The sequence below is a fragment of the Microbacterium phosphatis genome, from assembly GCF_049177115.1.
Taxonomy (GTDB): domain Bacteria; phylum Actinomycetota; class Actinomycetes; order Actinomycetales; family Microbacteriaceae; genus Microbacterium; species Microbacterium phosphatis.
The window spans coordinates 943,527-968,389 of sequence record NZ_CP185370.1 but is presented as its reverse complement, the minus strand read 5'-3'; the positions used below and the strand labels follow the sequence as shown (position 1 = coordinate 968,389).

The following is a 24,863-nucleotide window of genomic DNA, read 5'->3' as shown; positions in this document are numbered from 1 at the left end:
GGGCGGGGACGACGCGATCCGGGGATTTCCCGTCGCGGGCACGATCTCAGAGAGTAGCCCCGGGCAGGCTCTGGATCCAATTCCGCAGCAGGCGGATGCCGGCCTCTCCCGACTTCTCGGGGTGGAACTGCGTCGCCGACAGCGGGCCGTTCTCGACAGCCGCGATGAAGGGCGCGCCGTGCTTCGCCCAGGTCACGCTGGGCTTCCGGAAGCGGCCGTCGGTCTCGAGCGTCCACTCCTGCGCGGCGAAGGAGTGCACGAAGTAGAACCGCTCGTCCTCGAGTCCGCGGAAGAGCGAGGACCCCTCCCCCGGCTCGACGGTGTTCCAGCCCATGTGCGGGACGACCGGCGCCGTGAGCTCCTCGACCACGCCGGGCCATTCGCCGAGCCCCTCGGTCTCGACGCCGCGCTCGACGCCGCGCTCGAAGAGCACCTGCATGCCCACGCAGATCCCGAGGACGGGCAGACCGCCCGCGAGGCGGCGCTCGATCATCTCGGGCGCGCGGACGGCGTTGAGCTGCTCCATCACGGCCTGGAAGGCGCCGACGCCCGGGACGAGCAGGCCGTCGGCCTCGCGGATCAGGCCGCGGTCGCGGGTCAGGCGCACGTCGCCACCGGCGGCCTCCAGGGCCTTGACGGCGGAGTGGATGTTGCCCGAACCGTAGTCGAGGACCGCGACGACGGGCCGACGCACGCCGTTCTCGTCGGGGGTGGTCTCGATGCTCACAGCGCGCCCTTGGTCGACGGGATCCCGTCGACGAGCGGATCGAGGGCCTTGGCCTGGCGGAACGCGCGGGCGAAGGCCTTGTACTCGGCCTCGGCGATGTGGTGCGGGTCGCGGCCCGAGATCACGCGCACGTGCACCGTGAGCCCGGCGTTGTACGCGATCGCCTCGAAGGTGTGGCGCACGAGCGACCCCGTGAAGTGGCCGCCGATGAGGTGGTGCTCGAAGCCCGCGGGCTCGCCCTCGTGCACGAGGAACGGACGCCCCGAGATGTCGACGACCGCCTGCGCGAGCGCCTCGTCGAGGGGCACGAGCGCGTCCCCGTAGCGCGAGATGCCGCTCTTGTCGCCGAGCGCCTCGCGGATGGCGTGACCCAGCACGATCGAGATGTCCTCGACCGAGTGGTGCGCGTCGATGTGCGTGTCGCCCGTCGCCTTCACCGTCAGGTCGGTGAGCGAGTGCTTCGCGAATGCCGTCAGCATGTGGTCGAAGAACGGCACGCCGGTCGAGATCGAGCTCTTGCCGGTGCCATCGAGGTCGAGCTCCAGTTCGACGGTCGACTCGCTGGTGGAGCGGGAGAAGCGCGCGGTGCGGGCAGTCGTCATGCCCCCGATTCTAGTCGGGGCGGGCGATCCCCCGGTGCGGGCGGGATGCCGTCAGGGGCGGCCGAGCTCGGCGAGCGCGTCGAGGAACGCGGTCGTCTCGGCCTCGGTGCCGGCGGTCACGCGGAGGTGGCCGGGGATCCCCACATCGCGGATGAGCACCCCGCGGTCGTAGAGGGCCTTCCACGTGGCGGCGGGATCTGTCACCCCGCCGAAGAGCAGGAAGTTCGTCCACGACGCGTAGGGGCGGTAGCCGAGCTCGGCGAGCACCCTCGTCATGCGGTCGCGCTGCGCGACGATCTCGTCGACCATGCCGAGCATCACGTCGGCGTGACGCAGCGCCGCGACCGCGGCCGCCTGCGTCAGGGCGCTCAGGTGATACGGCAGGCGCACCAGGCGAAGCGCGTCGATGAGCCCGGGATCCGCCGCGAGATACCCCACGCGAGCCCCGGCGAACGCGAACGCCTTGCTCATGGTGCGCGAGACCGCCAGCCGCGGGCGGCCCTCGAGGAGCGTCAGGGCCGACGGCGAGTCCTTCGGGGCGAACTCCTGGTACGCCTCGTCGACGATGACGATGCCGTCCGTGGCGTCGTAGACCGCCGCGACCACATCGAGCGTGAGCGGGGTGCCCGTGGGGTTGTTCGGCGCGCACAGGAAGACGACATCCGGCCGCGCCTCCGCCACCTGACGCGCGGCGTCCTCGGCGGTGATCTCGTAGTCGACGCCGCGTGTGCCGGCGACCCACTCGGAACCCACGCCGCTCGCGAGAAGGCTGTACATCGAGTAGGTCGGAGCGAAGCCGAAGACCGTGCGCCCGGGGCCGGCGAAGGCCTGGAGCAGGTGCTGCAGAACCTCGTTCGAGCCGTTCCCGGCCCAGATCTGCGTGGCGTCGAGGCCGTGACCGAGGTACCGCGCGAACCCCTCGCGCAGCTCGGTGAACTCGCGATCGGGGTAGCGATTGACGTCGGTCAGCGCTCGGGCGACGGAGTCGGCGATGTCCTTCGCGACCTCGGCCGGGACCGGGTGGGTGTTCTCATTCACGTTCAGCGCCACGGGCAGCGGTGCCTGAGGCGCGCCGTAGGGCTTCTGACCGCGGAGATCGTCGCGGATCGGCAGTTCGTCGAGGGAGACCGTCACGCGTTCAATGCTAGGTCGTCGAGGAGACGTCAGCCCTCGGTCGAGTAGGCCGCGGGGATCGACAGGCGCTCGCCCGCCATCACGCTGGAGGACGCGAGCTGGTTGAGGGCGATGATCTCGTCGACCACGTCGCGCGGATCGGCAGCGGGCGCCACGGCCTCGGCGATCGACCAGAGCGAGTCGCCCGGCATGACCGTCACGGTGTCGAAGGTGCCTGCGGGCGCACCGCCCTCTCGGGAGGCGAGCGCGTCGCCGCCGCTGATCGTGGCGAAGGCGAGAGCGACGACGATCGGTGCGGCCGCCAGGGCCGCCACCACACGGCGACCACGACGCGTGAGACGCAGGCGCGTCGCCGGCGCCGTGGCGCGGGCCGCGGGGACCTGGACGTCGTAGGCGGTGATGCTGATGGTGCTCATCGGGTGCTCCTTCTGCTTCGGCGGGCTTCGCATCCGGCACTCGGCCGGGAGGGCCGGATGCGAAGCTCTGTACCGAAGTTATCTTCGAATCTTCGAATATGTCAAGGCGTTCTTCGAAAACCGATCCGATCGGATCCGCGACACGCTCGAACGGATCTTCCGAATCGTGAAGCCGTTCGGATACGGTTTCGATGACGAACAACACCCCACCACGGGCCACCGACATTCACCGTCGGAGGAGAAGGAGCCGGTCAGATGAGCGCCGACATCATCGCTGCCGAGACGCCGATCGAGGCTGACGAGAAGCGCCGCACGCGCCGGCGGAAGAGCCTGAGTGACAAGCAGCTCGCGATCCTCGAGGTGATCCAGCGCTCGATCCAGTCCAAGGGGTACCCGCCGACGATGCGCGAGATCGGCGACGCCGTGGGTCTCAAGTCGCTCTCGAGCGTCACGCACCAGCTCGGCCAGCTCGAGCTCAGCGGCTATCTGCGCCGCGACCCGGGCAAGACCCGCGCCATGGAGGTCCTGATCGACCTGCCCGGCCAGTCGGGCGAGAACCTCGACGTCGGCCAGCCCTCGGTCGGCGACGCGGCGATGGTGCCGCTCGTCGGGCGCATCGCGGCCGGCGTGCCCATCACGGCCGACCAGCAGGTCGAGGAGATCTTCCCGCTCCCCCGCCAGCTCGTGGGCAAGGGCGAGCTGTTTATGCTCAAGGTCAGCGGCGAGTCGATGATCGACGCGGCCATCTGCGACGGCGACTGGGTCGTTGTGCGCGTCCAGAACAACGCCGACAACGGCGACATCGTCGCGGCCATGCTCGACGGCGAGGCGACCGTGAAGGTCTTCCGTCAGCGCGACGGCCACACCTGGTTGCTGCCGCGCAACTCGGCCTTCGAGCCGATCCTGGGCGACGACGCCGTTGTGCTGGGCAAGATCGTCGCGGTGATGCGCGCGGTCTGACGCCGGGCGCTGGTTGCCGCGGCCCTCGGTTAGCGTGGGGCACATGACGCGCACCACCATGTCGTACGGATCCTGGACGTCGCCCATCGCGGCGTCCGACATCGCTGGAGGCGCGCCGCGACTCGACGGGGCCCGGTTCGTCGGCCCCGACGCCGAGATCTGGTGGAGCGAGAGCGTGCCGTCCGAGGCCGGCCGCCAGGCCGTCTTCCGCCGGACCGACGAGGGTCCGGTCGTGGTCCTTCCGGCGCCCTGGAGCGCGCGCTCGCGGGTGCACGAGTACGGCGGTGGGGCGTGGACCACCACCGATGCCGGCGATCTGCTGTTCGTCGAGGGCTCCGACCAGCGCGTGCACCGGCTGACGCCCGGCGCCGCTCCCGTCCCCCTGACACCCGGTGCGGCGGGGATGGCCTTCGGCGATCTGACCTTCGAGGTCTCATCCGGCGGCCCGCGGCTGTGGGCAGTGCGCGAGAGGACCTCCGAGGGGCATGCCGTCACCCGCGATATCGTCGTCATCCCGCTCGACGGGTCGGCCGCCGAGGACGCGTCCGCCATCGTGAGCGTGGTGTCGGGGTCTGATTTCGTCGCCTACCCCACGCCGCGCGGCGACCGCCTCGCGTGGATCGCCTGGGACCACCCGGACATGCCGTGGGACGCCTCCGAGCTGCGGATCGGCCGGATCGGCCCGGACGGCACCGTGGACGAGTTCCACACCGTCGCCGGCGGCCGCACCGAGCACGGCCGCACCTCGGCGCTGCAGCCGCACTGGACGTCGGACGACGAGCTGCTCGTCACGACGGACCCCGTCCTTCCCGGCCGGCACGGCAGCGGGCGCTGGAACCTGCGGCTTGTGCACCTCGACGGGCACACTCCGACCGAGCCCGTGACCGTCGGCCGCGCCGACGCGGACACCGGCGGGCCCCTCTGGAACCTCGGCGTCCGCTGGTACGGGCGCCTCGACGACGGCCGCGTGGTGGCCGTGCGCACGCACGGCACCGACACGCTGGTGCTGCTGGACCCCGCGCTCGGCGCTTTCGAGCCGCTCGAGACACCGCTGTCCGGCGGGGTGCTGATCCGTGACGTCCGCGGCTCGCGCGTGCTGCTCACCGGCGCGGGCGCCCAGGTGCCGGGCGGGCTGTGGCTGCTCGACGCCGACGCGCGCACGCTCGAGGCGGTGCGCGGCGGCACCGCTCCCCTTCCCACCGAATGGCTGCCGCTCGCCGAGCCCCATACGTTCGACGGCCCGAACGGCCCCGTCCACGCGTTCACCTACCCGCCCACCAACCCCGAGGCCCAGGCGCCGGAGGGCGAGCTGCCTCCGTACCTCGTGCTCGTGCACGGCGGCCCGACCGCGCACGTCTCCGGCGAGCTCTCGCTCGCCGTCGCGTACTTCACGAGCCGCGGCATCGGGGTGCTCGACGTCAACTACGGCGGATCGACCGGATACGGGCGGCCGTACCGCGAGCGCCTGCTCGGGCGCTGGGGCATCGCGGACGTGGCCGACGTCGCCGCGGCCGCGCGCGGCCTCGCGGATGCCGGCATGGCCGATCCGAAGCGCATCGCCATCAAGGGCGGCTCCGCGGGAGGCTGGACCGTGCTGTGCGCGGTCGCCGACACCGACGTCTTCGCCGCGGGCATCAGCCGGTACGGCGTCGCCGACCTGCGGAAGCTGGTCGAGGACACCCACGACTTCGAGGCACGCTACCTCGACGGCCTCGTCGGGCCGCTCCCCCAGACCGAGCCGCTGTACGTGAGCCGCTCCCCCCTGTCCCGCCCGGAGACGCTGCGCACGCCGCTGCTGATCCTGCAGGGGTCCGAGGATCCGGTCGTCCCCCCGTCGCAGTCGGAGGCGCTGCGCGACGCTCTCGCCGAGAACGGCGTGCCGCACGCGTACATCCTGTTCGAGGGCGAATCCCACGGCTTCCGGCAGACGTCGACCGTGATCCGGGCGTTCGAGTCGGAGCTGGCGTTCCTCGGGCGGATCCTCGGGTTCGCGACGCCGGACGTGCCCTCGATCACGCTCGACTGAGCGCCGGTGCCCGTCGGGCCCCAGCGCAGCGCCGCTCAGCCGTCGGCGGGGCCAGCCTCTCGGACCAGGCGAGCCGCCTCGGCGACCGTGACCCCCACGGCATCGTCGTACGCGCCGTCTGCGAGGATCGCGCGGATGCCGGCGGATTCGGCGCCGGCGACGTCCGCCACCGGGTCATCGCCGATCATCCAGACGTCCGCGCCGGCGTCGGCCACCCGCAGGGCATGCTCGAAGATCAGCGGATTCGGCTTGTCGGCGCCGACGGCGGCGCTGGTGATCACGAGGTCGATCAGCGCGCCGAGCTCCACGGCACCGACCAGATTGGCCAGCTCCGGCGGATGATTGCTCACGATCACGTTGAGGTAGCCGGCATCGCGGGTGGTCGCGAGCGCCTCCGGAGCGCCGTCGACGAGCCGCCACGCATCGACTCGGTAGTACTCGAGCGCGACGAACTCGGCGGCGTGTGCGGCGGCGGCCGCGTCGATGCCCGCGCGGACATACGCCCCCTGGAGCACGAGACGCATCCGGCCCCACCACTCCGGCCCGCCCATGGCGCCCCACGGATCCGACGGCGTGTGCCAGGGGAAGCCCTCGCGCAGGTGCGGCCGGATCAGCTCCGGCCGCATGGCGGGGTCACCGCCGCTGCGCGCCAGCGCATCGACCATGGCGCCGGCCCAGAGGCCCTCGCGGCGCGCCAGCGTGCCGTCGAAGTCCCACAGCACAACGCGCGCGTCGCCCACGACGGCGCTCAGACCAGCGCGATGCCGTACGCCTGCACACCCTCGTGGGAGGCGAGGCGCGTGAGCCCGAGACGGTCGTAGAAGGCGAGCGCCCCGGCGTTGCGATCGCTCGCCACGAGGTGCAGGCCCCGAACGCCCCTGCGGCGCAGCTCGGCCAGCAGCGTGTCGATCAGGCGACGCCCCAGACCCTGCCCCTGCGCCTCGGGCAGCAGGTCGATGTGCAGGTGCGCCGGATAGCCGAGGGCGGCGTACGGCTCTGCCCCGGCGCGACGCCCGTACGCGTAGATGAGCGTGCCGTCCTGCCGCGTGCGCTCGGTCTCGGGCAGGGGGTGACGCGCCGCGACGGTCGGCCACCAGCGCGTCGCGAACCAGTCCTCGAACGCGTCCGTGTCGTCCGTGCCGATGACGTAGCCGACCACGTGTCCGGCCGGATCCTCGACCACGAAGGCCAGGTCGGGATGGCGCGTCACGTAGGGCAGTGCGAAGACGTCGGCCCACAGACCGTCGTCCTCGAAGACCCCCGTGGCGTCCGCTCCGTGATCCGCCGTGCGCAGGCAGATGTCGGCCACGGCGGCGCGGTCGGCGACGGTGTAGGGCCGGATGAGCATCGTCACGCCACCGTGTACGGCTCGAGGGCCGCGGCGAGGCGCTCGGAGACGTGCGCGTGGATGAGCGTGCCGCCCTCCTCGTGCGAGCGCGTCAGCAGGTGACCGTGCTCGTGGATCTGCGAGATCAGCTCACCGCGGTCGTACGGCACCAGCGCGTGGATCTCGATGTCCGGGAGGGGCAGCGCCGCCTCGATGACATCGCGCAGCTCGTCGATGCCCTCGCCCGTGCGCGACGACACGAACACGGCCTTGGGCTCGAGCCCGCGCAGCACCATCCTGGTGTCGTCGTCGACGAGGTCCGACTTGTTGAAGACGACGATCTCGCGGATGTCGCGTGCGCCGACATCGCCCATCACGTCGCGCACGGTCTGGATCTGGCTCGCAGGATCGGGGTGGTGCGCGTCGACGACGTGGACGATCACGTCCGCATCGGCGACCTCCTCGAGCGTCGAGCGAAACGCCTCGACGAGCTGGTGCGGCAGGTTGCGCACGAAGCCGACCGTGTCGGCCAGGGTGTAGATGCGTCCATCGGCCGTCTCGGCACGGCGCACCGTGGCATCCAGGGTCGCGAACAGCGCGTTCTCGACCAGCACGCCGGCGCTGGTGAGCCGGTTGAGCAGGCTCGACTTGCCTGCGTTCGTGTAGCCCGCGATCGCGACCGAGGGGATCGTGTTGCGCTTGCGCTCGGACCGCTTCGCGTCGCGCGCGGGCGCGAAGTCGCGGATCTGCCGGCGCAGCTGCGCCATCTTCGTGCGGATGCGGCGGCGATCCAGTTCGATCTTCGTCTCACCGGGGCCGCGGGATCCCATTCCCGCGCCGCCGGCGCCGACCTGGCCACCGGCCTGGCGGCTCATCGACTCGCCCCAGCCGCGCAGTCGCGGCAGCAGGTACTCGAGCTGGGCGAGCTCGACCTGCGCCTTGCCCTCGCGGCTCTTGGCGTGCTGGCTGAAGATGTCGAGGATCACCGTCGTGCGGTCGATGACCTTGACCTTGATGACGTCCTCGAGCGCGCGGCGCTGGCTGGGCGCCAGTTCGGTGTCGGCGATGACCGTGTCGGCGCCCACGGCGGCGACGATGCCCTTGAGCTCGTCCGCCTTACCGCGGCCGATGTACGTCGCCGGGTCCGGGTGCGGTCGGCGCTGCAGCACGCCGTCGAGGACGACGGCGCCCGCGGTCTCCGCGAGGGCGGCGAGCTCGCGGAGCGAGTTCTCGGCGTCCGAGAGGGATCCCTGCGAGTAGACGCCGATGAGCACAACGTTCTCCAGACGCAGCTGGCGGTACTCGACCTCGGTGACGTCCTCGAGCTCGGTGGACAGGCCGGCCACGCGACGCAGGGACGCGCGATCCTCGCGATCCCACTGCTCGCCGTCGGCCGATCCGTCGCCCGTGGTGGTGGCATCCTGGAGGGCCTGGGCCGCCCCGAAGACGCGCGCGCCCGTGCGCGATTCCGCGCGCGCCAGCACGCGGTCCACCAGATCTGACGCTCCGGGCTCGAGCACGACACCGTCGTCGTCGTTCGCGGAGGAGGGATCGGGGGTGGTGATGTCAGTCATCCATGCCTTTCGTTCCGATGCTCATCGCGGCGGTCCGCGGGCATCGAGCCTTCTATTCTATCCCGCGCGTGTCGTGCGCGCTCGGTCCAGTTGCGGTCTGCGGGAAGGGCACTTCGTCTCGCGCCCCGACGGGGCCCTCGGGTACGCTGGCCCCCTATGGTGGACCACTACTTCTCCGCGAGTCCCACCAGTGCCGAGAACCTCCGCCGCATCAAGGTGACCCTGTCCGGCCGCACCGTGGAGCTCACGACGGCGGCCGGGGTCTTCAGCCCCGAACACCTCGATGTGGGGACGTCGGTGCTGCTCGCCCACTCACCCGAACCGCCGTCCGGCGGTGACTTCCTCGACCTCGGCTGCGGCTGGGGGCCGATCTCGCTCAGCCTGGCCATGGCGTCTCCGCACGCCCGCGTGTGGGCCGTCGACGTCAACGAGCGCGCGCTCGATCTCGTCCGCCGCAACGCCGAGTCGCTGGGGCTCGACAACGTCATCGCCGTCCAGCCGCAGGACGTGCCCGAGGACGTGATGTTCCGCACCATCCGCTCGAACCCGCCCATCCGCGTCGGGAAGGCGGTGCTCCACGAGCTGATGGAGACGTGGATCCCGCGGCTCGCCGAGCGGAGCGACGCGTACCTCGTCATCAAGAAGGACCTGGGCTCCGACTCCCTGCAGCGCTGGCTCGCCACCACCTTCGACACCGGCTTCAGCGTCAGCCGCCACGCGCTGCACAAGGGGTTCCGGGTGCTGAAGGTGCGCCGTCACGGCTCGCCGCCGACCGAGCCGGTTCAGCTGCCGGGGCTCTGAGCCGAGCGCAGATCCTCCGGCGTGTCCACGTCGAGGAGCTCGCGCTCGGGCAGGAGGGTCAGGATCGGCGTGATCCCGTCGCCCTCGAGCCCGTCGAGCAGGATCCGCAGCGGACGGTTCGCGGGATCGCCGATCGCCGACAGTCGTGCCCGCAGCACGGCCTCGTCCCAGGCCGCGCAGAGCGGCTGCGCACGCCCCTCCGCGTCGACCGCCAGCGCGACACCGCCCGGCGCCGCCGCGGCGAGGGAGGCCAGGTCTGTCGGGGTGAGGAACGGCATGTCGCCGCCGATGAGCAGCACAACGCCGTGCGCTCGGGGCTCGAAGGCGTCCATGCCCGCCGCGACGGCGGCCAGTGGACCGCCGTAGGCCGGATCCTCGCGCAGCACGGGAACTCCGGCCGGGACGCCGTCCGGCTCCCCCACCACGCACACCTCGGCGCCGGCCGCCTGGGTCGCGGCGACCGCGCGGGCCACCATGGGCTCGCCGCCGATCCGGATCGCGGGCTTGTGGCGACCGCCGAGCCGCGAGGAGCGACCGCCGGCGAGGATGATGCCGCGCAGGGCACGCATACGTCAGGCCAGTGTGACGGTGCCCGAGTACACGAGCGTCGCCGGGCCGGAGAGGGCGACGTGCTCGCCGTCCTCGGCCGGGAACATGCGCACGCCGAGGGTGCCGCCGGGCACCTCGACCTGCCAGCGGTCCGGTGCCCCCGCCCCCGCCCAGTCGCGCACCGCCAGGGCCGTCGCGGTGATGCCCGTGCCGCAGCTGAGCGTCTCGCCGACGCCGCGCTCGTACACGCGCATGCGGACGCGCCCGACGCCGTCCTTCACCAGCGGCTCGAACGGGACCACGAACTCGACGTTCGCGCCGTGCGGCGGAGCGGGATCGATGAAGGGCTTCGCGGTGAGGTCGAGCCCCTCGAGCTCGGCGTCGGAGGCGAGGGCGACGACCACGTGCGGGTTGCCGACGTCGATCCCGAGCCCCGGGCGCGCGACGCTCAGCCCGCGAGCGGACACGATCGGATCGCCCGGCTCGGCACGCCAGCGGCCGATGTCGACCTGGTACCCGGTCTCCGAGCGCATGACGTCGCGGACGCCGGCACGGGTGCCGACGGGCAGCGTCGACCCCGCGGGAAGCTCGGCGAGGCCGGACTCCAGCAGGTAGTGGGCGAACACGCGGACCCCGTTGCCGCACATCTCGGCGACCGAGCCGTCCGCGTTGCGGTAGTCCATGAACCACTCGGCCTCGGGCTCCTCCGCCAGCGACGCGGCGCCCTCCGGCAGCCGCGAGGATCGCACGACACGCAGCAGGCCGTCGGCGCCGATGCCGAAGTGGCGGTCGCACAGCGCGGCGACCTGGTTCTCGGTGAGCTCGAGCTCGCCCTCGGGGTCGGCGATGATCACGAAGTCGTTGCCCGTGCCGTGACCCTTGGTGAAGGCGATCTGCGTCATGCCGTCAGTCTATTTGGGCCCCCGGCGGGCATCGGCGTCGTCGTCGGCGATCAGGCGACGCCCCGTCAGCCGCGTGGTCTCGCGGGTGTACCCGAGCCCGTCGTAGAACTCCAGCACGGGTTCGTTGCCCTCGCGCACCATAAGCATGACCTTCGGGCATCCGAGGGCCTCGAGGCGTGCCTCCGCCTCGGACACGAGGCGGCGCCCGATACCCTCTCCGCGGCGATCGGGGGCGGACGCCAGGTAGTACAGCCAGCCGCGGTGCCCGTCGTAACCCGCCATGACCGTGCCGACCACCGCGTCGCCGTCCGCGGCGACCAGCAGCAGGTCCGGCCACACGGCGACGGCCCGGGCGATGTCCTGATGCGGATCGTTCCAGGGGCGGGTGAGCCCCGCGGCCTCCCAGAGGGCCACCACCTGCGCTTCGTCCTGCGCGGTGTAGGAGCGGATCTCGACGGTCACCGTGCCGAGTCTGCCAGCGCGTCCGGGACGATCCGCTGCCCGGCGTCGATCCCCGCGTCGAACCACCGGACGTCGATGCCGGGGCCCGGGGCATAGCGCTTGAACCAGGACACCTGACGGCGGGCGTAGCGCCGCGTGAGGGCCTGGGTCTCTGCGATGGCCTCGGCCTCCGTCATGGTGCCGGCGAGCTGCGCGAGGGCCTGGGCGTAGCCGATGGCCCTCGGGGCGGTCGTGCCGAGTTCGAGGCCCGCGTCGCGCAGCCGCGCCGTCTCCGCGAGCATGCCGTCGGCCCACATCCGCTCGACGCGGCGGTCGAGGCGCTCGATCAGCTCTGGACGCTCCATCCGCAGCCCGAGCACGCTCGCGGGGCGCCAGACCACGGGCTCCTGCGGCAGCGTCGCGCCGTGCGTGGCCTCGCCGAGCGCGAGGATCTCGAGGGCGCGCACCACGCGGCGGCCGTTGTGAGGATCGACGCGCGACGCCGTCGCCGGATCCTGCTGCTGCAGGCGCGCGTAGAGCACTCCCGCGCCCAGCTGCTCGAGCTCGGCCTCCAGCTGCGCGCGCCGCGCCTCGTCGCGCGGCGGGAAGCGGAAGTCGAAGAGCACGCTCGAGACGTACAGCCCCGATCCGCCGACCAGGATCGCGTGCCGCCCGCGGCCGAGGATGTCGAGGATCACCGCACGCGCCTGCGCCTGGTAGGTGGCGACGGCCGCGTCCTCGGTGACGTCGAGCACGTCGAACAGGTGGTGCGGGACGCCGCGGCGCTCGGCGAGCGGCAGCTTGGCGGTGCCGATGTCCATGCCGCGGTACAGCTGCATGGCATCGGCGTTCACGACCTCCGCGCCGGGCCCCGCGGCGGCGAGGGCCTCGGCGAGGTCGAGCGAGAGGTCGCTCTTGCCGGTGCCGGTGGCGCCGACGATCGCCCAGAGTGTCGGGGCGGTCACACGCCGATGCGGAGCGTCGGAAGACCGAGCTTCACGGCGCCGCCCTCGGTCGTGCCGCCCGGTGCGGGCACACCGCAGGACTCGGCCTGCGACCGGTCCCACGCGTCGCCGGCGCGCGTGCGGCGGATCGCGAGCGGCGAGCCGTCGGGAGAATCGGCGAGAAGGTGCGACGGGGCGGCGTGCGTGACGACGACCGACACCACATCGCCCGGACGCGGCACGGGCGACCCGGCCGGCACCTCGAAGTGCACCAGGCGGTTGTCCTCGGCCCGACCCGTGAGGCGGTGCGTGGCGGCGTCCTTCTTGCCCTCGCCCGTGGAGACGAGCACCTCGAGCGAGCGCCCGAGCTGCTTCTGGTTCTCCTCCAGGGTGATGCGCTGCTGAAGGGCGAGGAGTCGCTCGTAGCGCTCCTGCACGACCTCCTTGGGCACCTGGTTCGGCATGGTCGCCGCGGGGGTGCCCTCGCGGATCGAGTACTGGAACGTGAAGGCGCTGGCGAATCGCGCCTGCTCGACGACACGCAGCGTGTCCTCGAAGTCCTCGTCGGTCTCGCCCGGGAACCCGACGATGATGTCGGTCGAGATCGCGGCGTGCGGGATGCGCTCGCGCACGCGCTCGATGATGCCGAGGTACTTCGCGCTGCGGTACGAGCGCCGCATCTCGCGCAGGATCCGGTCGCTGCCCGACTGCAGCGGCATGTGCAGCTGGGGCATGACGGAGGGCGTCTCGGCCATGGCGTCGATCACGTCGTCGGTGAACGCGGCGGGATGCGGGCTGGTGAAGCGGATGCGCTCGAGGCCCTCGATCTCGCCGGCGGCGCGCAGCAGCTTCCCGAACGCCTCACGGTCGCCGAACTCGACGCCGTAGGAGTTCACGTTCTGCCCGAGCAGCGTGATCTCGATCGCGCCGTCCTCGACGAGGAGGCGGATCTCGTTGAGGATGTCGCCCGGACGGCGGTCCTTCTCCTTGCCGCGCAGGCTCGGCACGATGCAGAACGTGCAGGTGTTGTTGCAGCCGACCGAGATGGACACCCAGCCGCTGTAGACCGAGTCGCGCTTGGTCGGAAGGGTCGAGGGGAACGTCTCGAGCGACTCGAGGATCTCGAGCTCGGCGTCGCCGTTGTGCCGCGCGCGCTCGAGCAGGCTCGGCAGCGAGCCCATGTTGTGCGTGCCGAAGACGACGTCGACCCACGGCGCCTTGGTCTGGACGGCGTCCTTGTCCATCTGGGCGAGGCAGCCGCCGACGGCGATCTGCATGCCCTCGTGCTTGTCCTTGCGCGACTTGAGGTGCCCGAGCGTGCCGTACAGCTTGCCGGCGGCGTTGTCGCGCACGGCGCAGGTGTTGATGATCACGACGTCGGCGTCCGTGCCGGCCTCCGCGCGGACGTACCCGGCGCTCTCGAGCGAGCCGGCCAGCCGCTCCGAGTCGTGCACGTTCATCTGACAGCCGAAGGTGCGCACCTCGTAGGAGCGTGCACGGCCGTCGACGGTGAGGGCTGCGGGCGACGGTTCGATGAGCGTCGGGGCGCTGGAGGGAGTGGTCATAACCCGCTCATTCTACGTTTCGCTGTCCGAGAGCGGCCGGAGTGCGCCGAGGACTGCGCGATCAGTCGAAGCGGACGCCCGAGCGCGGCGAGCGGGCCTCGTCGAGCGCGGCCCGCGCGGCCGACAGCGCGAGCCCACCGTAGCCACGACGCGCGAGCTGGCCGCTGAGGCGGCGCAGCGCGGTGTCGTCGTCGAAGCGCAGCAGCGAGGCCGCCTTGCCGCGGGCGTAGTCGAGCGCGCGCTCGAAGTCGTCGTCCGGGAGCACCGCCAGCGCCTCGTCGATCACCGCGCGGTCGATGCCGCGTGCCGACAGCGCCTGGGCGATCGCTCGGCGCCCCTGGTTCTTCCGCTCGACGCCGGCGTACACAAGCTGGTCGGCGAGAGCGGCATCGTCGAGCGCACCCAGCCGTGTCAGACGATCGATGGTCTCGTCGACCGCGGCGCCGTCCAGATCCATCGCCCGGAGCTGCGCGCGCGCCTCGGAGACCGACAGCGACCGACGACGCAGCGCCTTCAGCAGGCGCTCCTCGGCAGCCGCTCGCAGCTGCTCGAGGTCCGGCTCGTCGTCGGCGGCGTCATCCGGGACGTCGACGAACCGCACTCCCCCGGCTGACGGCGTCACCTCGAGCGGCTTGGCCGCGGTGGGCCGACGGTCGGCCGGGCGGGAGCCCAGGTCGCGCCACGTCGTGTGCCAGTCGCGCGCCGCGACATCCGCCTCTTCGGCGGCGGGCGCCGTGGGCGCCGCGCCACCGAAGAGAGGGATCACCGGAGCGAGGTCGGGATCGTCAGAGGACATGCTGCGACTCGGTCATCCAGCGGGAACGCGATCAGGCGCTGCGGCGGGCCGCGGCGTCCTCGGCCGGCTCCTCGACGGCCTTGGCCTGCCCGATGCCGAGCTTCTCCTTGATCTTGTTCTCGATCTCGAGGGCGACATCGGGGTTGTTGATCAGGAAGTTGCGGGCGTTCTCCTTGCCCTGACCGAGCTGGTCGCCGTCGTAGGTGTACCACGAGCCGGACTTCTTGACGATGCCGTGGTCGACGCCGAAATCGATCAGGCTGCCCTCGCGGGAGATGCCGATGCCGTAGAGGATGTCGAACTCGGCCTGCTTGAAGGGCGGGGCCATCTTGTTCTTCACGACCTTGACGCGGGTGCGGTTTCCGACCGCCTCGGCGCCGTCCTTCAGCGTCTCGATGCGGCGGATGTCGAGGCGGACTGACGCGTAGAACTTCAGCGCCTTGCCGCCCGCGGTGGTCTCGGGCGAACCGAAGAACACACCGATCTTCTCGCGCAGCTGGTTGATGAAGATGGCGGTGGTCTTGGTCTGGTTCAGACCACCCGTGATCTTTCGCAGCGCCTGCGACATCAGACGAGCCTGGAGACCCACGTGCGAGTCACCCATCTCGCCCTCGATCTCGGCGCGGGGAACCAGGGCGGCGACGGAGTCGATGACCACGAGGTCGATCGCTCCCGAGCGGATGAGCATGTCGGCGATCTCGAGCGCCTGCTCACCGGTGTCGGGCTGCGAGACGAGAAGCTGGTCGATGTCGACGCCGAGCTTCTGGGCGTATTCGGGGTCGAGCGCGTGCTCGGCGTCGACGAAGGCCGCGATGCCGCCCGCGCGCTGCACGTTGGCGATCGCGTGGAGCGTCAGGGTCGTCTTACCCGAGGACTCCGGACCGTAGATCTCGACGATGCGACCGCGGGGCAGGCCGCCCACACCGAGCGCGACGTCCAGGGCGATCGAGCCCGTGGGGATGACCTCGACGGGCGCGCGCTCGTCGCTGCCCAGTCGCATGACCGAGCCCTTGCCGAACTGCTTGTCGATCTGCGCGAGCGCTACGTCGAGCGCCTTCTCGCGATCCGCTGCTGATGCCATGACCTGCTCCTTCTCACTCGTGTATCCGTCGCCTGTAGGCTGTCGCGCCCCGGCCGGGTGGCCGAGATCTACGACAAGGCGAGTGGTCTGTGTGCCATCTCTCACGCTAGGGAGGGCCACCGACATTCCTGCCGGAGGGGCCCCCTGCGGGAGCGAAGAGGCGTCAGAGACCACCTGGGGACGACATTACGCCGAGTTCGAACGAGTGTTCGATGACACGCCGACGGAGATTCGAACGTGTTCGAAGCGCTCAGGAGCGCGGTTCGAGTCTGCCCACGCCATAGCGGCGCGACACCGGGACATCGGTCTCGGCGCACAGCGCGATCCAGATGTCCCGCGGGGGAACGCCGGCATCCAGCGCCTCACCCGCGCTGCGCCCGATTCCGGGGAGCACGAGATCGCTCATCAGCGTCGTGGCGCGCGCGCCGAACTCGTCGTCGACGGCGCGAAGGAACTCGCTGCGCCTCAACGGAGCGAGAGCTCGGTGCCGACGGAGGCGACGAGCTCGTCGGGCACGACATCGGGGAAGGGCTGCACGCCCTCGAGCACGGCGATGCGATCGCCCACCTCGCGCATGATGGACGAGATCGGCACGTCGAGTGCCTCGGCCACCGAGGCGAGGATCTCGCTCGAGGCCTCCTTCTGACCGCGCTCGACCTCACTGAGGTAGCCCAGCGCCACACTGGCCTTGCTCGCGACCTGACGGAGGGTCTGGCCCTTCTGCTGACGCACGCCGCGCAGCACATCGCCGATCTCCTGACGAACCAGAATCATTGCGGCCCCCTCCTCACGCTCTCCCACCGGGTGCATAACAGTACAACACCGATGGATCCAATCTAATCCCGCTCTCTTAGGGATCGGGTGAGAAATGCGTCCGATTTGCCTAGATGACGGGCGCAGAGGCGCGTCAGTCGGCGCCCACGGCCTCGATCGCGTCGGCGATCGCCTGCGAGACGGTCGCGTCGCGGATGGCCGCGCGCCCGCCCGCGAACACCCAGGAGGTCACCCCGACGCCCTCGGGGGTGGCGACACCGATGTGCACGGTGCCGACCGGCTGCCCGTCGGGCGAGTCCGGTCCGGCGATGCCGGTCGTCGCGATGCCGACGTCGGCGGGGCTGCCATCGACCGTCATCGCGCGCCGGACACCCTCGGCCATCTGCCGCGCGACGTCCGGATGGACCGGCCCGTGCTCGTCGAGCAGCGCCTCGTCGACGCCGAGCAGCGAGGCCTTGACCGACGTGTCGTAGGCGACGATGCCGCCGCGCAGGCTCTCGGACGCCCCCGGCACGTCGACGAGGGTCGAGACGACGCGCCCTCCGGTGAGGGATTCGGCGACGCCGACCGTCCATCCGCGCTCGCGCAGCGCCGCCAGGAGGACCACGGGATCGTTCTGGATGCTCATCGGGCCACCTTTCGCGCGCCACGGATCTGCGCCAGCACGTAGTCGATGCCGCTGGCGATCGTGAGGATCACCACGATCCACATCAGCACGAGCGTCACGACCGAGAACGACGGGACGCCGATCCAGAGCCAGAACGGCAGGAGGGCCCAGGAGAGCACGACCCCCTGGGCGACGGTCTTGATCTTGCCCATCCACGCGGCGGCGACGACGTGCTCGTTGGCGATCATCAGGCGGTGGATCGTGATGCCCCACTCGCGGACCAGGATGACCACGACCATCCACCAGGGCACCTCGCCGAGGATCGCCAGGCCCACGAAACCGGCACCCGTCAGCAGCTTGTCGGCGATGGGGTCCCACAGCTTGCCGAACTCGCTGACGATCTCGTACCGGCGCGCCAGGTAGCCGTCGACCCAGTCGGTCGAGATGCCCACCACGAAGATGATCGCGGCGGTCCAGCGCAGCGCGATGTCGGCTTCGCCATGGGGGCCGCCCATCAGCAGCAGGATGAACGAGACGACGGCGAGCGGGATGCGCGCGACCGTGATGGCGTTGGGCAGCTGCCTCGGAATGGCCATGTGTGCGTGTCAGTCCCGTCCGGTCAGCTGCCAGGCGTCTTCGTCGCCCTCGTCGTCATCGACCTGACGCCCCTGGAACTGGGCCTCGATCGGATCCTCACCATAGCGGTCATCGCCGTGTCCGCCGTCGTCGGCCGCCGCGGCCGGAGAGGCCGGACGCGCCGGCGGCTCCTCGCCCTTGATGCGCGCGAGGACCTCGGGCAGCTGCTCGGGCGTGACGAGCACGTCGCGGGCCTTCGAACCCTCGGAGGGCCCGACGATCTCTCGCGACTCGAGGAGGTCCATCAGGCGACCGGCCTTGGCGAAGCCCACGCGCAGCTTGCGCTGCAGCATCGAGGTCGAGCCGAACTGGCTGGTGACCACGAGCTCGGCCGCGGCGAGCAGCACCTCGAGGTCGTCGCCGATGTCGGAGTCGATCTCCTTCTTCGGGGCGTCGATGGCCTCGGCGACGTCCGAGCGGTACTCGGGACGCGCCTGGCCGGTGACGTGCTTCACCACGCGGTCGATCTCGTCCTCGGTCACCCAGGCGCCCTGCACGCGCAGCGCCTTGGAGGACCCCATGGGCGAGAACAGCGCGTCGCCCTGGCCGATCAGCTTGTCGGCGCCGCCCTCGTCGAGGATGACGCGGCTGTCGGTGACGCTCGTCACGGCGAAGGCCAGGCGCGAGGGGACGTTCGCCTTGATCAGACCCGTCACCACGTTGACCGAGGGGCGCTGGGTGGCGAGCACGAGGTGGATGCCCGCCGCGCGGGCCAGCTGGGTGATGCGGACGATGGAGTCCTCGACGTCGCGCGGGGCGACCATCATGAGGTCGGCGAGCTCGTCGACCACAACCAGCAGGTACGGGTAGGGCTTCAGCGCCCGCTCGCTGCCGACGGGCAGCTCGACATCGCCACGGGCGAGCGCCGCGTTGAAGTCGTCGACGTGGCGGAAGCCGAACGACGCGAGGTCGTCGTACCGCATGTCCATCTCCTTCACGACCCACTGCAGCGCCTCGGCGGCCTTCTTGGGGTTCGTGATGATGGGGGTGATCAGGTGCGGGACGCCCGCGTAGTTGGTGAGCTCGACGCGCTTCGGGTCGACGAGGACCATCCGCACCTCGCTCGGCTTCGCCCGCATCAGGATGCTCGTGATCATCGAGTTGATGAAGGACGACTTTCCGGATCCGGTCGAGCCGGCCACCAGGAGGTGGGGCATCTTGGCGAGGTTGGCGACCACGAAGCCGCCGCCCACGTCCTTGCCGACGCCCACGGTCAGCGGGTGCGACGACTTCTGCGCCGCGGTGGACCGCAGCACGTCGCCGAGCGCGACCGTCTCGCGGTCGGTGTTCGGGATCTCGATGCCGATCGCGCTCTTGCCCGGGATCGGGGCGAGGATGCGCACGTCGTTGGAGGCGACGGCGTACGAGATGTTGCTCTGCAGTTGCGTGATGCGCTCGACGCGCACGCCGGGGGCGAGCTCGATCTCGTACTGCGTCACGGTCGGGCCGCGCGAGAAGCCCGTGACCTTCGCCTCGACCTTGAACTCGTCGAGCACCCGCGTGAGCTGGGCCACGACCCGGTCGTTCGCCTCGCTGCGCGCCACCGAGGGCGGTCCGGCCGACAGGGACGCGGGCGAGGGCAGCACGTAGGGGGTGGCAGGCGGCTGCGGGCCGCGCGCGCCCGGACCATCCGTGCCGAAGCCGAGCAGGTCGGGCAGCTCGCCGGTCTCGGAGTCGTCGCCGTCGCCCATGAGGCCCGTCGAGCCGTTGCCCGCGAGCGCACCGGTGACGCCGCTGATCGACGTGAGCACCTCGGTCGCCGAGTCGCGGTCGTCCGGCTCGGCCACGACGATCGCCTTGTCGTATCCCCCGTCGGCCTGCGCGCCGTAGGCGTCTCCGCCGAGCAGCTCGGTGAGATCCTGCGGCGAGTCGATGACGTCCGGATCCTCTTCGCGGCCGGACTTGTTGCGACGCCACCACGGCACGTGATCGTCGTCCGGGGTGGTCTCGGTGAGCACCTCGGTGGCGGCCGTCTGGCCGTTCGCCGCCGCGGTGGCCTCGTCGGGGCGCTCGGCGCCGAACATCCACGCGTACAGGTCGCCGAGCCGACGGCCGATGCGGTTCGGCGGCGTCTTGGTGATGATCAGGACGCTGAGGGCGGCCACCAGCGAGAGGAGCACATAGGCGCCGATCTCGGTCAGCAGCAGCGACGTCGGCTCGCCGGCCATCCAGCCGAACAGTCCGCCCGCGCGGCTGAGCACGGGCATGCCCTCGTTCGGTGCGGGGCGGCCGCCCGCGATGTGGCAGAAGCCCGCGACGGTGATGGACAGCAGGGCGAAGCCGATCCCGATCCGGCCGTTGTCGTGCACCGACGACGGGTGACGGAACAGCCAACCGGCCAGCAGGAGCAGCGCGACCGGGAACACGAACGCCGCCCGGCCGATGAGCAGCCCGAAGGTGTACGCGCTGATGTTGCCGGCGATCTCGTTGCCGATGAAGAACCACTCGGTGACGGCGCCGGCGATGGCCAGGGTGACGAGCAGCAGCGGGAATCCGTCGCGGCGGTCGTCCTTCTCGAGGGCCTCCGGGCCGAAGGCGCGGAACAGACCGCCGACCGCGTGGCCGAGCCCGTTCCAGGCCCGCACCGCCACCGGCGGGCGGTCGGACGGGTCGAAGTACGGCTTGGCGGCGGGCTCCGGCGTCTTGCGCGCGCGCGAGCCGCTGGCGGCACCCGACTTGGAGGTGCCCTTGCTCGCAGGCGAGCTCTTGGACGCGGCTGACGTGCGTGGCATTCCTCCACGCTACGTCCGACCACCGACATCGCGCGTGAGCGACGCCGGTGATGGCCCCGATCGGCGCGCGAGACGCGCCCGATCGGGGCCGGGCGCGCTTACGCCTCGATGACCAGCGGCACGATCATCGGCCGGCGGCGCAGCGACTGGTTGACCCAGCGGCCGATCGTGCGGCGGACGACCTGCGAGAGCGCGTGGGAGTCGCGCACGCCCGAGGCGGCGGCCTCCTCGAGGGCCTTGGCGATCTTCGGCTTGACGGCCTCGAACACTCCGTCGTCCTCGGCGATGCCGCGCGCGTGGATCTCGGGACCGGTGATGACCTTGCCGGTGGCGGCGTCGACGACCACGATGACCGAGACGAAGCCCTCCTCGCCGAGGGTGCGGCGATCCTTGAGGTCGGCGTCCGTGATCTCGCCCACCGTCGAGCCGTCGACGTACACGAAGCCGAGATCGAGCTGGCCGACCACACGGGCGATGCCGTCCTTGAGGTCGATGACCGTGCCGTTCTCGCCCAGGATGGTGCGCTCCTCGGCGACGCCCGTGTCCTGCGCGAGGCGGGCGTTGGCCATCAGGTGGCGGTACTCGCCGTGCACGGGGAGCACGTTCTTCGGCTTGAGGATGTTGTAGCAGTAGAGGAGCTCGCCCGCCGCGGCGTGGCCCGAGACGTGGACCTTCGCGTTCGACTTGTGCACGACGTTCGCGCCGAGCTTCGTCAGGCCGTCGATCACGCGGTAGATCGAGGTCTCGTTGCCCGGGATCTGGCTCGACGCCAGGATCACCGTGTCGCCCTCGCCGGGCTCGATCGCGTGATCCAGGTTCGCCATGCGGCTGAGGACGGCCATGGGCTCGCCCTGCGAGCCGGTCGACATGTAGACGATCTGGTCGTCCGGGATGTCCTTGGCCTTCTTGTAGTCGATCAGCACGTTGTCCGGCACCTTGAGATACCCGAGGTCGGCGGCGATCGTCATGTTGCGGACCATGCTGCGGCCGAGCAGCGCGACGCGGCGCCCGTTCGCGGCGGCCGCGTCGAGCACCTGCTGGACACGGTGCACGTGGCTCGAGAAGCTCGCCACGATGACCCGGCCGGGGGTCTTCGAGATGACCTGGTCGATGACGGGGCCGATCGCGCGCTCCGTCGGGGTGAAGCCGGGGACGTCGGCGTTGGTCGAGTCGGGCAGGAAGAGGTCGACGCCTTCCTCCCCCAGGCGCGCGAAGGCGCGCAGGTCGGTGATGCGGCCGTCGAGCGGCAGCTGATCCATCTTGAAGTCGCCGGTGTGCAGCACGAGGCCCGCAGAGGTGCGGATCGCGACCGCGAGGGCGTCGGGGATCGAGTGGTTCACGGCCACGAACTCGAGGTCGAACGGGCCGATGTCCCAGCTCTCCTCCTCCTTCACCACCGTGAGCGCGGGCTTGATGCGGTGCTCCTTGAGCTTCGCCTCGACGAGCGCGAGCGTCAGCGCGGATCCGATCAGGGGGATGTCGCGGCGCAGCTTGAGCAGGTACGGGACGGCGCCGATGTGATCCTCGTGACCGTGCGTCAGCACCACGCCGACGATGTCGGCCAGGCGGCTCTTCAGCGGCTCGAAGTCGGGCAGGATCAGGTCGACGCCCGGCTGGTGCTCCTCCGGGAAGAGCACGCCGCAGTCGACGATGAGGATCTTGCCGTCGAACTCGTAGGTGGTCATGTTGCGACCGACCTCGCCGAGTCCGCCGAGCGGGACGACGCGCAGCGCGCCCTTCTCGAGCGCGGGAGGATCGAAGACCGGAGTGGACATTGTCCGCCTTTCGCGGGGCCCGGCATGGCGGGCGCCCTCATCGACCGGGGCCTCGTGGGTGGCCCGGTCCTAGGTGTTTTGTTGTGTGGTGCGGCCTTCTCGGCCGCTGTTGAGATCTGTGGGGCGCGCGAGGCGCGGTCAGCGCGTGGTGCCGGCGATCTTCGGCAGCGCACCGCCGGCGGCCGCATTGCGGTCCGGCCGGAAGTTGGTGAAGTCGACGCCGTCGATGTCTCGCACGAGAGCGAGCTCGTCCTCGATGAGCGCGGCCTCCCACTCCTCCGGCCCCACCAGGGGCAGGCGGACGCGAGGGCTGCCGATGCGACCGAGGCCGTGCAGGATGTACTTCGCCGAGACCGTGCCGGGCACGTGCGTCATGACGGCGCGCACCAGCGGCTCGAGCTTCTTGTGGTTCTCGGTCGCGGTGGCGAGGTCGCCGCGGTTGACCGCGTCGACGATCGCCCGATACGGGGCCGCGGCGATGTTGGCGGTCACGCCGATGAGGCCGGAGGCCCCGATGGCGAGGTGCGGCAGCACGTTCGCGTCGTCGCCGGAGAAGTAGAGCAGGTCGGTCTGGTTGAGCACGCGGCTGACCTCGCTGAAGTCGCCCTTGGCGTCCTTCACCGCGAGGATGTTGGGGTGCTTGGCCAGGCGCAGAATGGTCTCGTACTTGATCGGCACACCCGTGCGCCCCGGGATGTCGTACAGGATCACCGGGAGGTCGGTCGAGTCGGCCACGAGCCGGAAGTGGGTCAGGATGCCCGCCTGCGTCGGCTTGTTGTAGTACGGCGTGACGATCATGATGCCGTCGGCGCCGGCCTTCTCGCTCTTGCGGTAGAGCTCGATGGCGTGGGCGGTCTCGTTCGAGCCGCCGCCCGTGATGATCTTGGCGCGGCCGGCCGCGACGTCCTTGCCGACCTCGACGAGCCGCAGCTTCTCGGGATCGGTCAGGGTCGACGTCTCGCCGGTGGTGCCGGTGACGACGATGCCGTCGGCGCCGGAGGTGATGACGTCGTCGATGTGCTTCTCGACCGCGCCCCAATCGACCTCACCGTCGGCCGTGAACGGCGTCACGAGCGCGACGAGCACCTGTCCGAAGGGGTTGCCCGAGTGCGTCATGAGGCCAGGCTATCGCGGCGCAGCACCTCGAACCTGTACCGGGTGCCCGTGCGACTGGTGTGCCAGGCTCCGTCCTCCGGCGGATCGGCGCGGTCGAGGTGCCAGGAGCCGTCGATCTCGGGCGCGTACGCGTCGCCCTCGAGGTCGACGTCGACGCGGGTCACCCAGAGCTCGTCCACCTGCGACATGGCCTGGCGGTAGATCTCGGCCCCGCCGATCACCCACACCTCGTCGTCGAGCTCGCCGGCGCGGCGCAGCGCCTCCTCGAGCGAGTGCACGACCTCGGCGCCCGGCGCCTCGAAGTCGCGGTCGCGGGTGATGACGATGTTCGGGCGATCGGGCAGCGGGCGGAACCGGTCGGGGAACGACTGCCAGGTGCGTCGCCCCATGACCACCGGCGCACCCGTCGTCGCGCGCTTGAAGAAAGCCATGTCCTCCGGCAGGTTCCAGAGCATCCCGCCCTCGGCGCCGATGGCGCCGGTGGCCGCCTGGGCCCAGATCGCGCGGATCGGCATCAGACCGCCACGGCCGCGCGGATCGGGGCGTGGTGCTGGTAGTCGCGTACCGCGAAGTCGTTGTACTCGTACTCGAAGATCGACGCGGGCTTCCGCGCGATCTCGAGCGTCGGATACGGGAACGGCTCGCGCGAGAGCTGCTCGGCGACCTGCTCGCGGTGGTTGTCGTAGATGTGGCAGTCGCCGCCGGTCCACACGAACTCGCCGGGCTCGAGGCCCGCCTGCTGCGCCATCATCAGCGTGAGCAGCGCGTAGGACGCGATGTTGAAGGGGACGCCGAGGAACATGTCGGCGCTGCGCTGGTACAGCTGGCACGACAGCTTCCCGTCGGCGACGTAGAACTGGAAGAACGCGTGGCACGGCGGAAGCGCCATGCCCGGGATGTCGGCGGGGTTCCACGCCGACACGATGATCCGGCGCGAATCCGGGTTCGTCTTCAGCAGGTCGACGGCCTGCTGGATCTGGTCGATCTGCTCGCCGCTCGGGGTCGGCCACGAGCGCCACTGCACGCCGTACACCGGCCCGAGCTCGCCGTCGGCATCGGCCCACTCGTCCCAGATGGTGACGCCGCGCTCCTGCAGCCAGCGGACGTTCGAGTCGCCGCGGAGGAACCACAGCAGCTCGAGCGCGACCGACTTGAAGTGCACGCGCTTCGTCGTGATCAGCGGGAAGCCCTGCGACAGGTCGTAGCGCAGCTGACGCCCGAACACGCTCGTGGTGCCGGTGCCCGTGCGGTCGTCCTTGTGGACGCCGTTGGCGAGCACGTCGCGCAGCAGGTCTTCGTACGGGGTGGGGATCGGCTCGCTCACGCGATCCAGGCTAGCCTCCCCCTCCGACACGGGCTCCACCGGCTCCGGTGAGCC

Annotated in this window: 26 protein-coding genes; 3 read left to right on the top strand and 23 right to left on the bottom strand. The window is 71.0% G+C overall.

Going from position 1 to position 24,863, the window contains the following annotated elements; all coding sequences use genetic code 11:
• Nucleotides 1-46: 46 nt before the first annotated feature.
• The 4 genes from hisH to ACOKGD_RS04510 are packed head-to-tail and all read right to left on the bottom strand — an operon-like array spanning nt 47 to nt 2,879.
• Nucleotides 47-727, bottom strand: coding sequence for an imidazole glycerol phosphate synthase subunit HisH (gene hisH, locus ACOKGD_RS04525; RefSeq protein WP_342336496.1), 681 nt, complete (start codon nt 725-727; stop codon nt 47-49).
• Complete coding sequence (hisB, locus tag ACOKGD_RS04520) at nt 724-1,329, bottom strand: imidazoleglycerol-phosphate dehydratase HisB (RefSeq protein WP_342336497.1); 606 nt, start codon at nt 1,327-1,329, stop codon at nt 724-726. Before hisB ends, hisH begins: the two co-directional genes overlap by 4 nt.
• 51 nt (nt 1,330-1,380) lie before the next feature.
• On the bottom strand, nt 1,381-2,463 hold the full coding sequence (locus ACOKGD_RS04515) for a histidinol-phosphate transaminase (protein ID WP_342336499.1): 1,083 nt from the start codon (nt 2,461-2,463) through the stop codon (nt 1,381-1,383).
• 29 nt (nt 2,464-2,492) lie between these two features.
• Complete coding sequence (locus ACOKGD_RS04510; RefSeq protein WP_342336500.1) at nt 2,493-2,879, bottom strand: LysM peptidoglycan-binding domain-containing protein; 387 nt, start codon at nt 2,877-2,879, stop codon at nt 2,493-2,495.
• 255 nt (nt 2,880-3,134) lie between these two features.
• On the opposite strand from ACOKGD_RS04510, the gene lexA reads away from it, so the two are divergent.
• Together lexA and ACOKGD_RS04500 are read left to right on the top strand one after the other, a co-directional pair.
• Nucleotides 3,135-3,839, top strand: a complete 705-nt coding sequence (gene lexA / locus ACOKGD_RS04505) for a transcriptional repressor LexA (RefSeq protein WP_342336501.1) — start codon at nt 3,135-3,137, stop codon at nt 3,837-3,839.
• Between the two features lie 43 nt (nt 3,840-3,882).
• A complete protein-coding gene (locus ACOKGD_RS04500) occupies nt 3,883-5,865 on the top strand; it encodes an alpha/beta hydrolase family protein (RefSeq protein WP_342336503.1) in 1,983 nt (660 codons plus the stop codon).
• Nucleotides 5,866-5,900: 35 nt separating this feature from the next.
• Here the strand turns inward: ACOKGD_RS04500 and ACOKGD_RS04495 are convergent, their stop codons facing one another.
• Genes ACOKGD_RS04495 through hflX form a run of 3 tightly spaced genes read right to left on the bottom strand, consistent with a single transcriptional unit; the run spans nt 5,901 to nt 8,766 of the window.
• Nucleotides 5,901-6,605: an HAD family hydrolase gene (locus ACOKGD_RS04495; protein ID WP_342336505.1), complete on the bottom strand. Its 705-nt coding sequence runs from the start codon at nt 6,603-6,605 to the stop codon at nt 5,901-5,903.
• Between the two features lie 8 nt (nt 6,606-6,613).
• Entirely contained in the window at nt 6,614-7,213 is a 600-nt protein-coding gene (locus ACOKGD_RS04490; RefSeq protein WP_342337152.1) for a GNAT family N-acetyltransferase, read from the bottom strand.
• Between the two features lie 2 nt (nt 7,214-7,215).
• Complete coding sequence (gene hflX / locus ACOKGD_RS04485; RefSeq protein ID WP_342336507.1) at nt 7,216-8,766, bottom strand: GTPase HflX; 1,551 nt, start codon at nt 8,764-8,766, stop codon at nt 7,216-7,218.
• Nucleotides 8,767-8,922: 156 nt separating this feature from the next.
• On the opposite strand from hflX, the gene ACOKGD_RS04480 reads away from it, so the two are divergent.
• A complete protein-coding gene (locus tag ACOKGD_RS04480; protein WP_342336508.1) occupies nt 8,923-9,567 on the top strand; it encodes a class I SAM-dependent methyltransferase in 645 nt (214 codons plus the stop codon).
• Here ACOKGD_RS04480 and mobA read toward each other — a convergent pair.
• The 16 genes from mobA to ACOKGD_RS04400 form a co-directional block, all read right to left on the bottom strand.
• A complete protein-coding gene (gene mobA, locus ACOKGD_RS04475; protein WP_342336510.1) occupies nt 9,549-10,136 on the bottom strand; it encodes a molybdenum cofactor guanylyltransferase in 588 nt (195 codons plus the stop codon). The genes ACOKGD_RS04480 and mobA overlap by 19 nt on opposite strands.
• Before the next feature lie 3 nt (nt 10,137-10,139).
• Nucleotides 10,140-11,018, bottom strand: a complete 879-nt coding sequence (gene dapF, locus ACOKGD_RS04470; RefSeq protein WP_342336511.1) for a diaminopimelate epimerase — start codon at nt 11,016-11,018, stop codon at nt 10,140-10,142.
• A 9-nt stretch (nt 11,019-11,027) separates the two neighbouring features.
• Entirely contained in the window at nt 11,028-11,480 is a 453-nt protein-coding gene (locus ACOKGD_RS04465) for a GNAT family acetyltransferase (RefSeq protein ID WP_342336512.1), read from the bottom strand.
• A complete protein-coding gene (gene miaA / locus ACOKGD_RS04460; RefSeq protein ID WP_342336513.1) occupies nt 11,477-12,424 on the bottom strand; it encodes a tRNA (adenosine(37)-N6)-dimethylallyltransferase MiaA in 948 nt (315 codons plus the stop codon). Before miaA ends, ACOKGD_RS04465 begins: the two co-directional genes overlap by 4 nt.
• Nucleotides 12,421-13,968: a tRNA (N6-isopentenyl adenosine(37)-C2)-methylthiotransferase MiaB gene (gene miaB, locus ACOKGD_RS04455; protein ID WP_342336514.1), complete on the bottom strand. Its 1,548-nt coding sequence runs from the start codon at nt 13,966-13,968 to the stop codon at nt 12,421-12,423. Before miaB ends, miaA begins: the two co-directional genes overlap by 4 nt.
• A gap of 61 nt (nt 13,969-14,029) precedes the next feature.
• Complete coding sequence (locus tag ACOKGD_RS04450; protein ID WP_342336515.1) at nt 14,030-14,764, bottom strand: regulatory protein RecX; 735 nt, start codon at nt 14,762-14,764, stop codon at nt 14,030-14,032.
• Nucleotides 14,765-14,795: 31 nt separating this feature from the next.
• A complete protein-coding gene (recA, locus tag ACOKGD_RS04445; RefSeq protein ID WP_342336516.1) occupies nt 14,796-15,845 on the bottom strand; it encodes a recombinase RecA in 1,050 nt (349 codons plus the stop codon).
• A gap of 250 nt (nt 15,846-16,095) precedes the next feature.
• Nucleotides 16,096-16,314, bottom strand: coding sequence for a DUF3046 domain-containing protein (locus ACOKGD_RS04440; protein ID WP_342336517.1), 219 nt, complete (start codon nt 16,312-16,314; stop codon nt 16,096-16,098).
• The gene (locus ACOKGD_RS04435) at nt 16,311-16,619 is read right to left on the bottom strand and encodes a helix-turn-helix domain-containing protein (RefSeq protein WP_342336518.1); all 309 of its coding nucleotides are present in this window, start codon (nt 16,617-16,619) and stop codon (nt 16,311-16,313) included. The genes ACOKGD_RS04440 and ACOKGD_RS04435 overlap by 4 nt, the downstream gene beginning before the upstream one ends.
• 133 nt (nt 16,620-16,752) lie before the next feature.
• Nucleotides 16,753-17,247, bottom strand: a complete 495-nt coding sequence (locus tag ACOKGD_RS04430) for a CinA family protein (protein ID WP_342336519.1) — start codon at nt 17,245-17,247, stop codon at nt 16,753-16,755.
• Entirely contained in the window at nt 17,244-17,822 is a 579-nt protein-coding gene (gene pgsA / locus ACOKGD_RS04425; RefSeq protein WP_342336521.1) for a CDP-diacylglycerol--glycerol-3-phosphate 3-phosphatidyltransferase, read from the bottom strand. The genes ACOKGD_RS04430 and pgsA overlap by 4 nt, the downstream gene beginning before the upstream one ends.
• Before the next feature lie 9 nt (nt 17,823-17,831).
• On the bottom strand, nt 17,832-20,594 hold the full coding sequence (locus ACOKGD_RS04420; RefSeq protein WP_342336524.1) for an FtsK/SpoIIIE family DNA translocase: 2,763 nt from the start codon (nt 20,592-20,594) through the stop codon (nt 17,832-17,834).
• A 98-nt stretch (nt 20,595-20,692) separates the two neighbouring features.
• Entirely contained in the window at nt 20,693-22,369 is a 1,677-nt protein-coding gene (locus tag ACOKGD_RS04415; RefSeq protein ID WP_342336526.1) for a ribonuclease J, read from the bottom strand.
• A gap of 138 nt (nt 22,370-22,507) precedes the next feature.
• Nucleotides 22,508-23,485: a 4-hydroxy-tetrahydrodipicolinate synthase gene (dapA, locus tag ACOKGD_RS04410; protein ID WP_342336527.1), complete on the bottom strand. Its 978-nt coding sequence runs from the start codon at nt 23,483-23,485 to the stop codon at nt 22,508-22,510.
• Complete coding sequence (locus tag ACOKGD_RS04405; protein WP_342336528.1) at nt 23,482-24,000, bottom strand: dihydrofolate reductase; 519 nt, start codon at nt 23,998-24,000, stop codon at nt 23,482-23,484. The genes dapA and ACOKGD_RS04405 overlap by 4 nt, the downstream gene beginning before the upstream one ends.
• Nucleotides 24,000-24,809: a thymidylate synthase gene (locus ACOKGD_RS04400; RefSeq protein WP_342336529.1), complete on the bottom strand. Its 810-nt coding sequence runs from the start codon at nt 24,807-24,809 to the stop codon at nt 24,000-24,002. The genes ACOKGD_RS04405 and ACOKGD_RS04400 overlap by 1 nt, the downstream gene beginning before the upstream one ends.
• Nucleotides 24,810-24,863 lie beyond the last annotated feature (54 nt).

Excerpts from the sequence above, each read along its gene's own strand:
- lexA (WP_342336501.1), top strand. The coding sequence starts at position 3,135 with ATGAGCGCCGACATCATCGCTGCCGAGACGCCGATCGAGGCTGACGAG.
- recA (WP_342336516.1), bottom strand. The coding sequence starts at position 15,845 with ATGGCATCAGCAGCGGATCGCGAGAAGGCGCTCGACGTAGCGCTCGCG.
- pgsA (WP_342336521.1), bottom strand. The coding sequence starts at position 17,822 with ATGGCCATTCCGAGGCAGCTGCCCAACGCCATCACGGTCGCGCGCATC.
- dapA (WP_342336527.1), bottom strand. The coding sequence starts at position 23,485 with ATGACGCACTCGGGCAACCCCTTCGGACAGGTGCTCGTCGCGCTCGTG.
- mobA (WP_342336510.1), bottom strand. The coding sequence starts at position 10,136 with ATGCGTGCCCTGCGCGGCATCATCCTCGCCGGCGGTCGCTCCTCGCGG.
- ACOKGD_RS04510 (WP_342336500.1), bottom strand. The coding sequence starts at position 2,879 with ATGAGCACCATCAGCATCACCGCCTACGACGTCCAGGTCCCCGCGGCC.
- hisB (WP_342336497.1), bottom strand. The coding sequence starts at position 1,329 with ATGACGACTGCCCGCACCGCGCGCTTCTCCCGCTCCACCAGCGAGTCG.
- ACOKGD_RS04450 (WP_342336515.1), bottom strand. The coding sequence starts at position 14,764 with ATGTCCTCTGACGATCCCGACCTCGCTCCGGTGATCCCTCTCTTCGGT.
- ACOKGD_RS04405 (WP_342336528.1), bottom strand. The coding sequence starts at position 24,000 with ATGCCGATCCGCGCGATCTGGGCCCAGGCGGCCACCGGCGCCATCGGC.
- ACOKGD_RS04500 (WP_342336503.1), top strand. The coding sequence starts at position 3,883 with ATGACGCGCACCACCATGTCGTACGGATCCTGGACGTCGCCCATCGCG.
- ACOKGD_RS04420 (WP_342336524.1), bottom strand. The coding sequence starts at position 20,594 with ATGCCACGCACGTCAGCCGCGTCCAAGAGCTCGCCTGCGAGCAAGGGC.
- dapF (WP_342336511.1), bottom strand. The coding sequence starts at position 11,018 with ATGACGCAGATCGCCTTCACCAAGGGTCACGGCACGGGCAACGACTTC.
- ACOKGD_RS04415 (WP_342336526.1), bottom strand. The coding sequence starts at position 22,369 with ATGTCCACTCCGGTCTTCGATCCTCCCGCGCTCGAGAAGGGCGCGCTG.
- ACOKGD_RS04480 (WP_342336508.1), top strand. The coding sequence starts at position 8,923 with ATGGTGGACCACTACTTCTCCGCGAGTCCCACCAGTGCCGAGAACCTC.
- ACOKGD_RS04435 (WP_342336518.1), bottom strand. The coding sequence starts at position 16,619 with ATGATTCTGGTTCGTCAGGAGATCGGCGATGTGCTGCGCGGCGTGCGT.
- ACOKGD_RS04430 (WP_342336519.1), bottom strand. The coding sequence starts at position 17,247 with ATGAGCATCCAGAACGATCCCGTGGTCCTCCTGGCGGCGCTGCGCGAG.
- miaB (WP_342336514.1), bottom strand. The coding sequence starts at position 13,968 with ATGACCACTCCCTCCAGCGCCCCGACGCTCATCGAACCGTCGCCCGCA.
- hflX (WP_342336507.1), bottom strand. The coding sequence starts at position 8,766 with ATGACTGACATCACCACCCCCGATCCCTCCTCCGCGAACGACGACGAC.
- ACOKGD_RS04490 (WP_342337152.1), bottom strand. The coding sequence starts at position 7,213 with ATGCTCATCCGGCCCTACACCGTCGCCGACCGCGCCGCCGTGGCCGAC.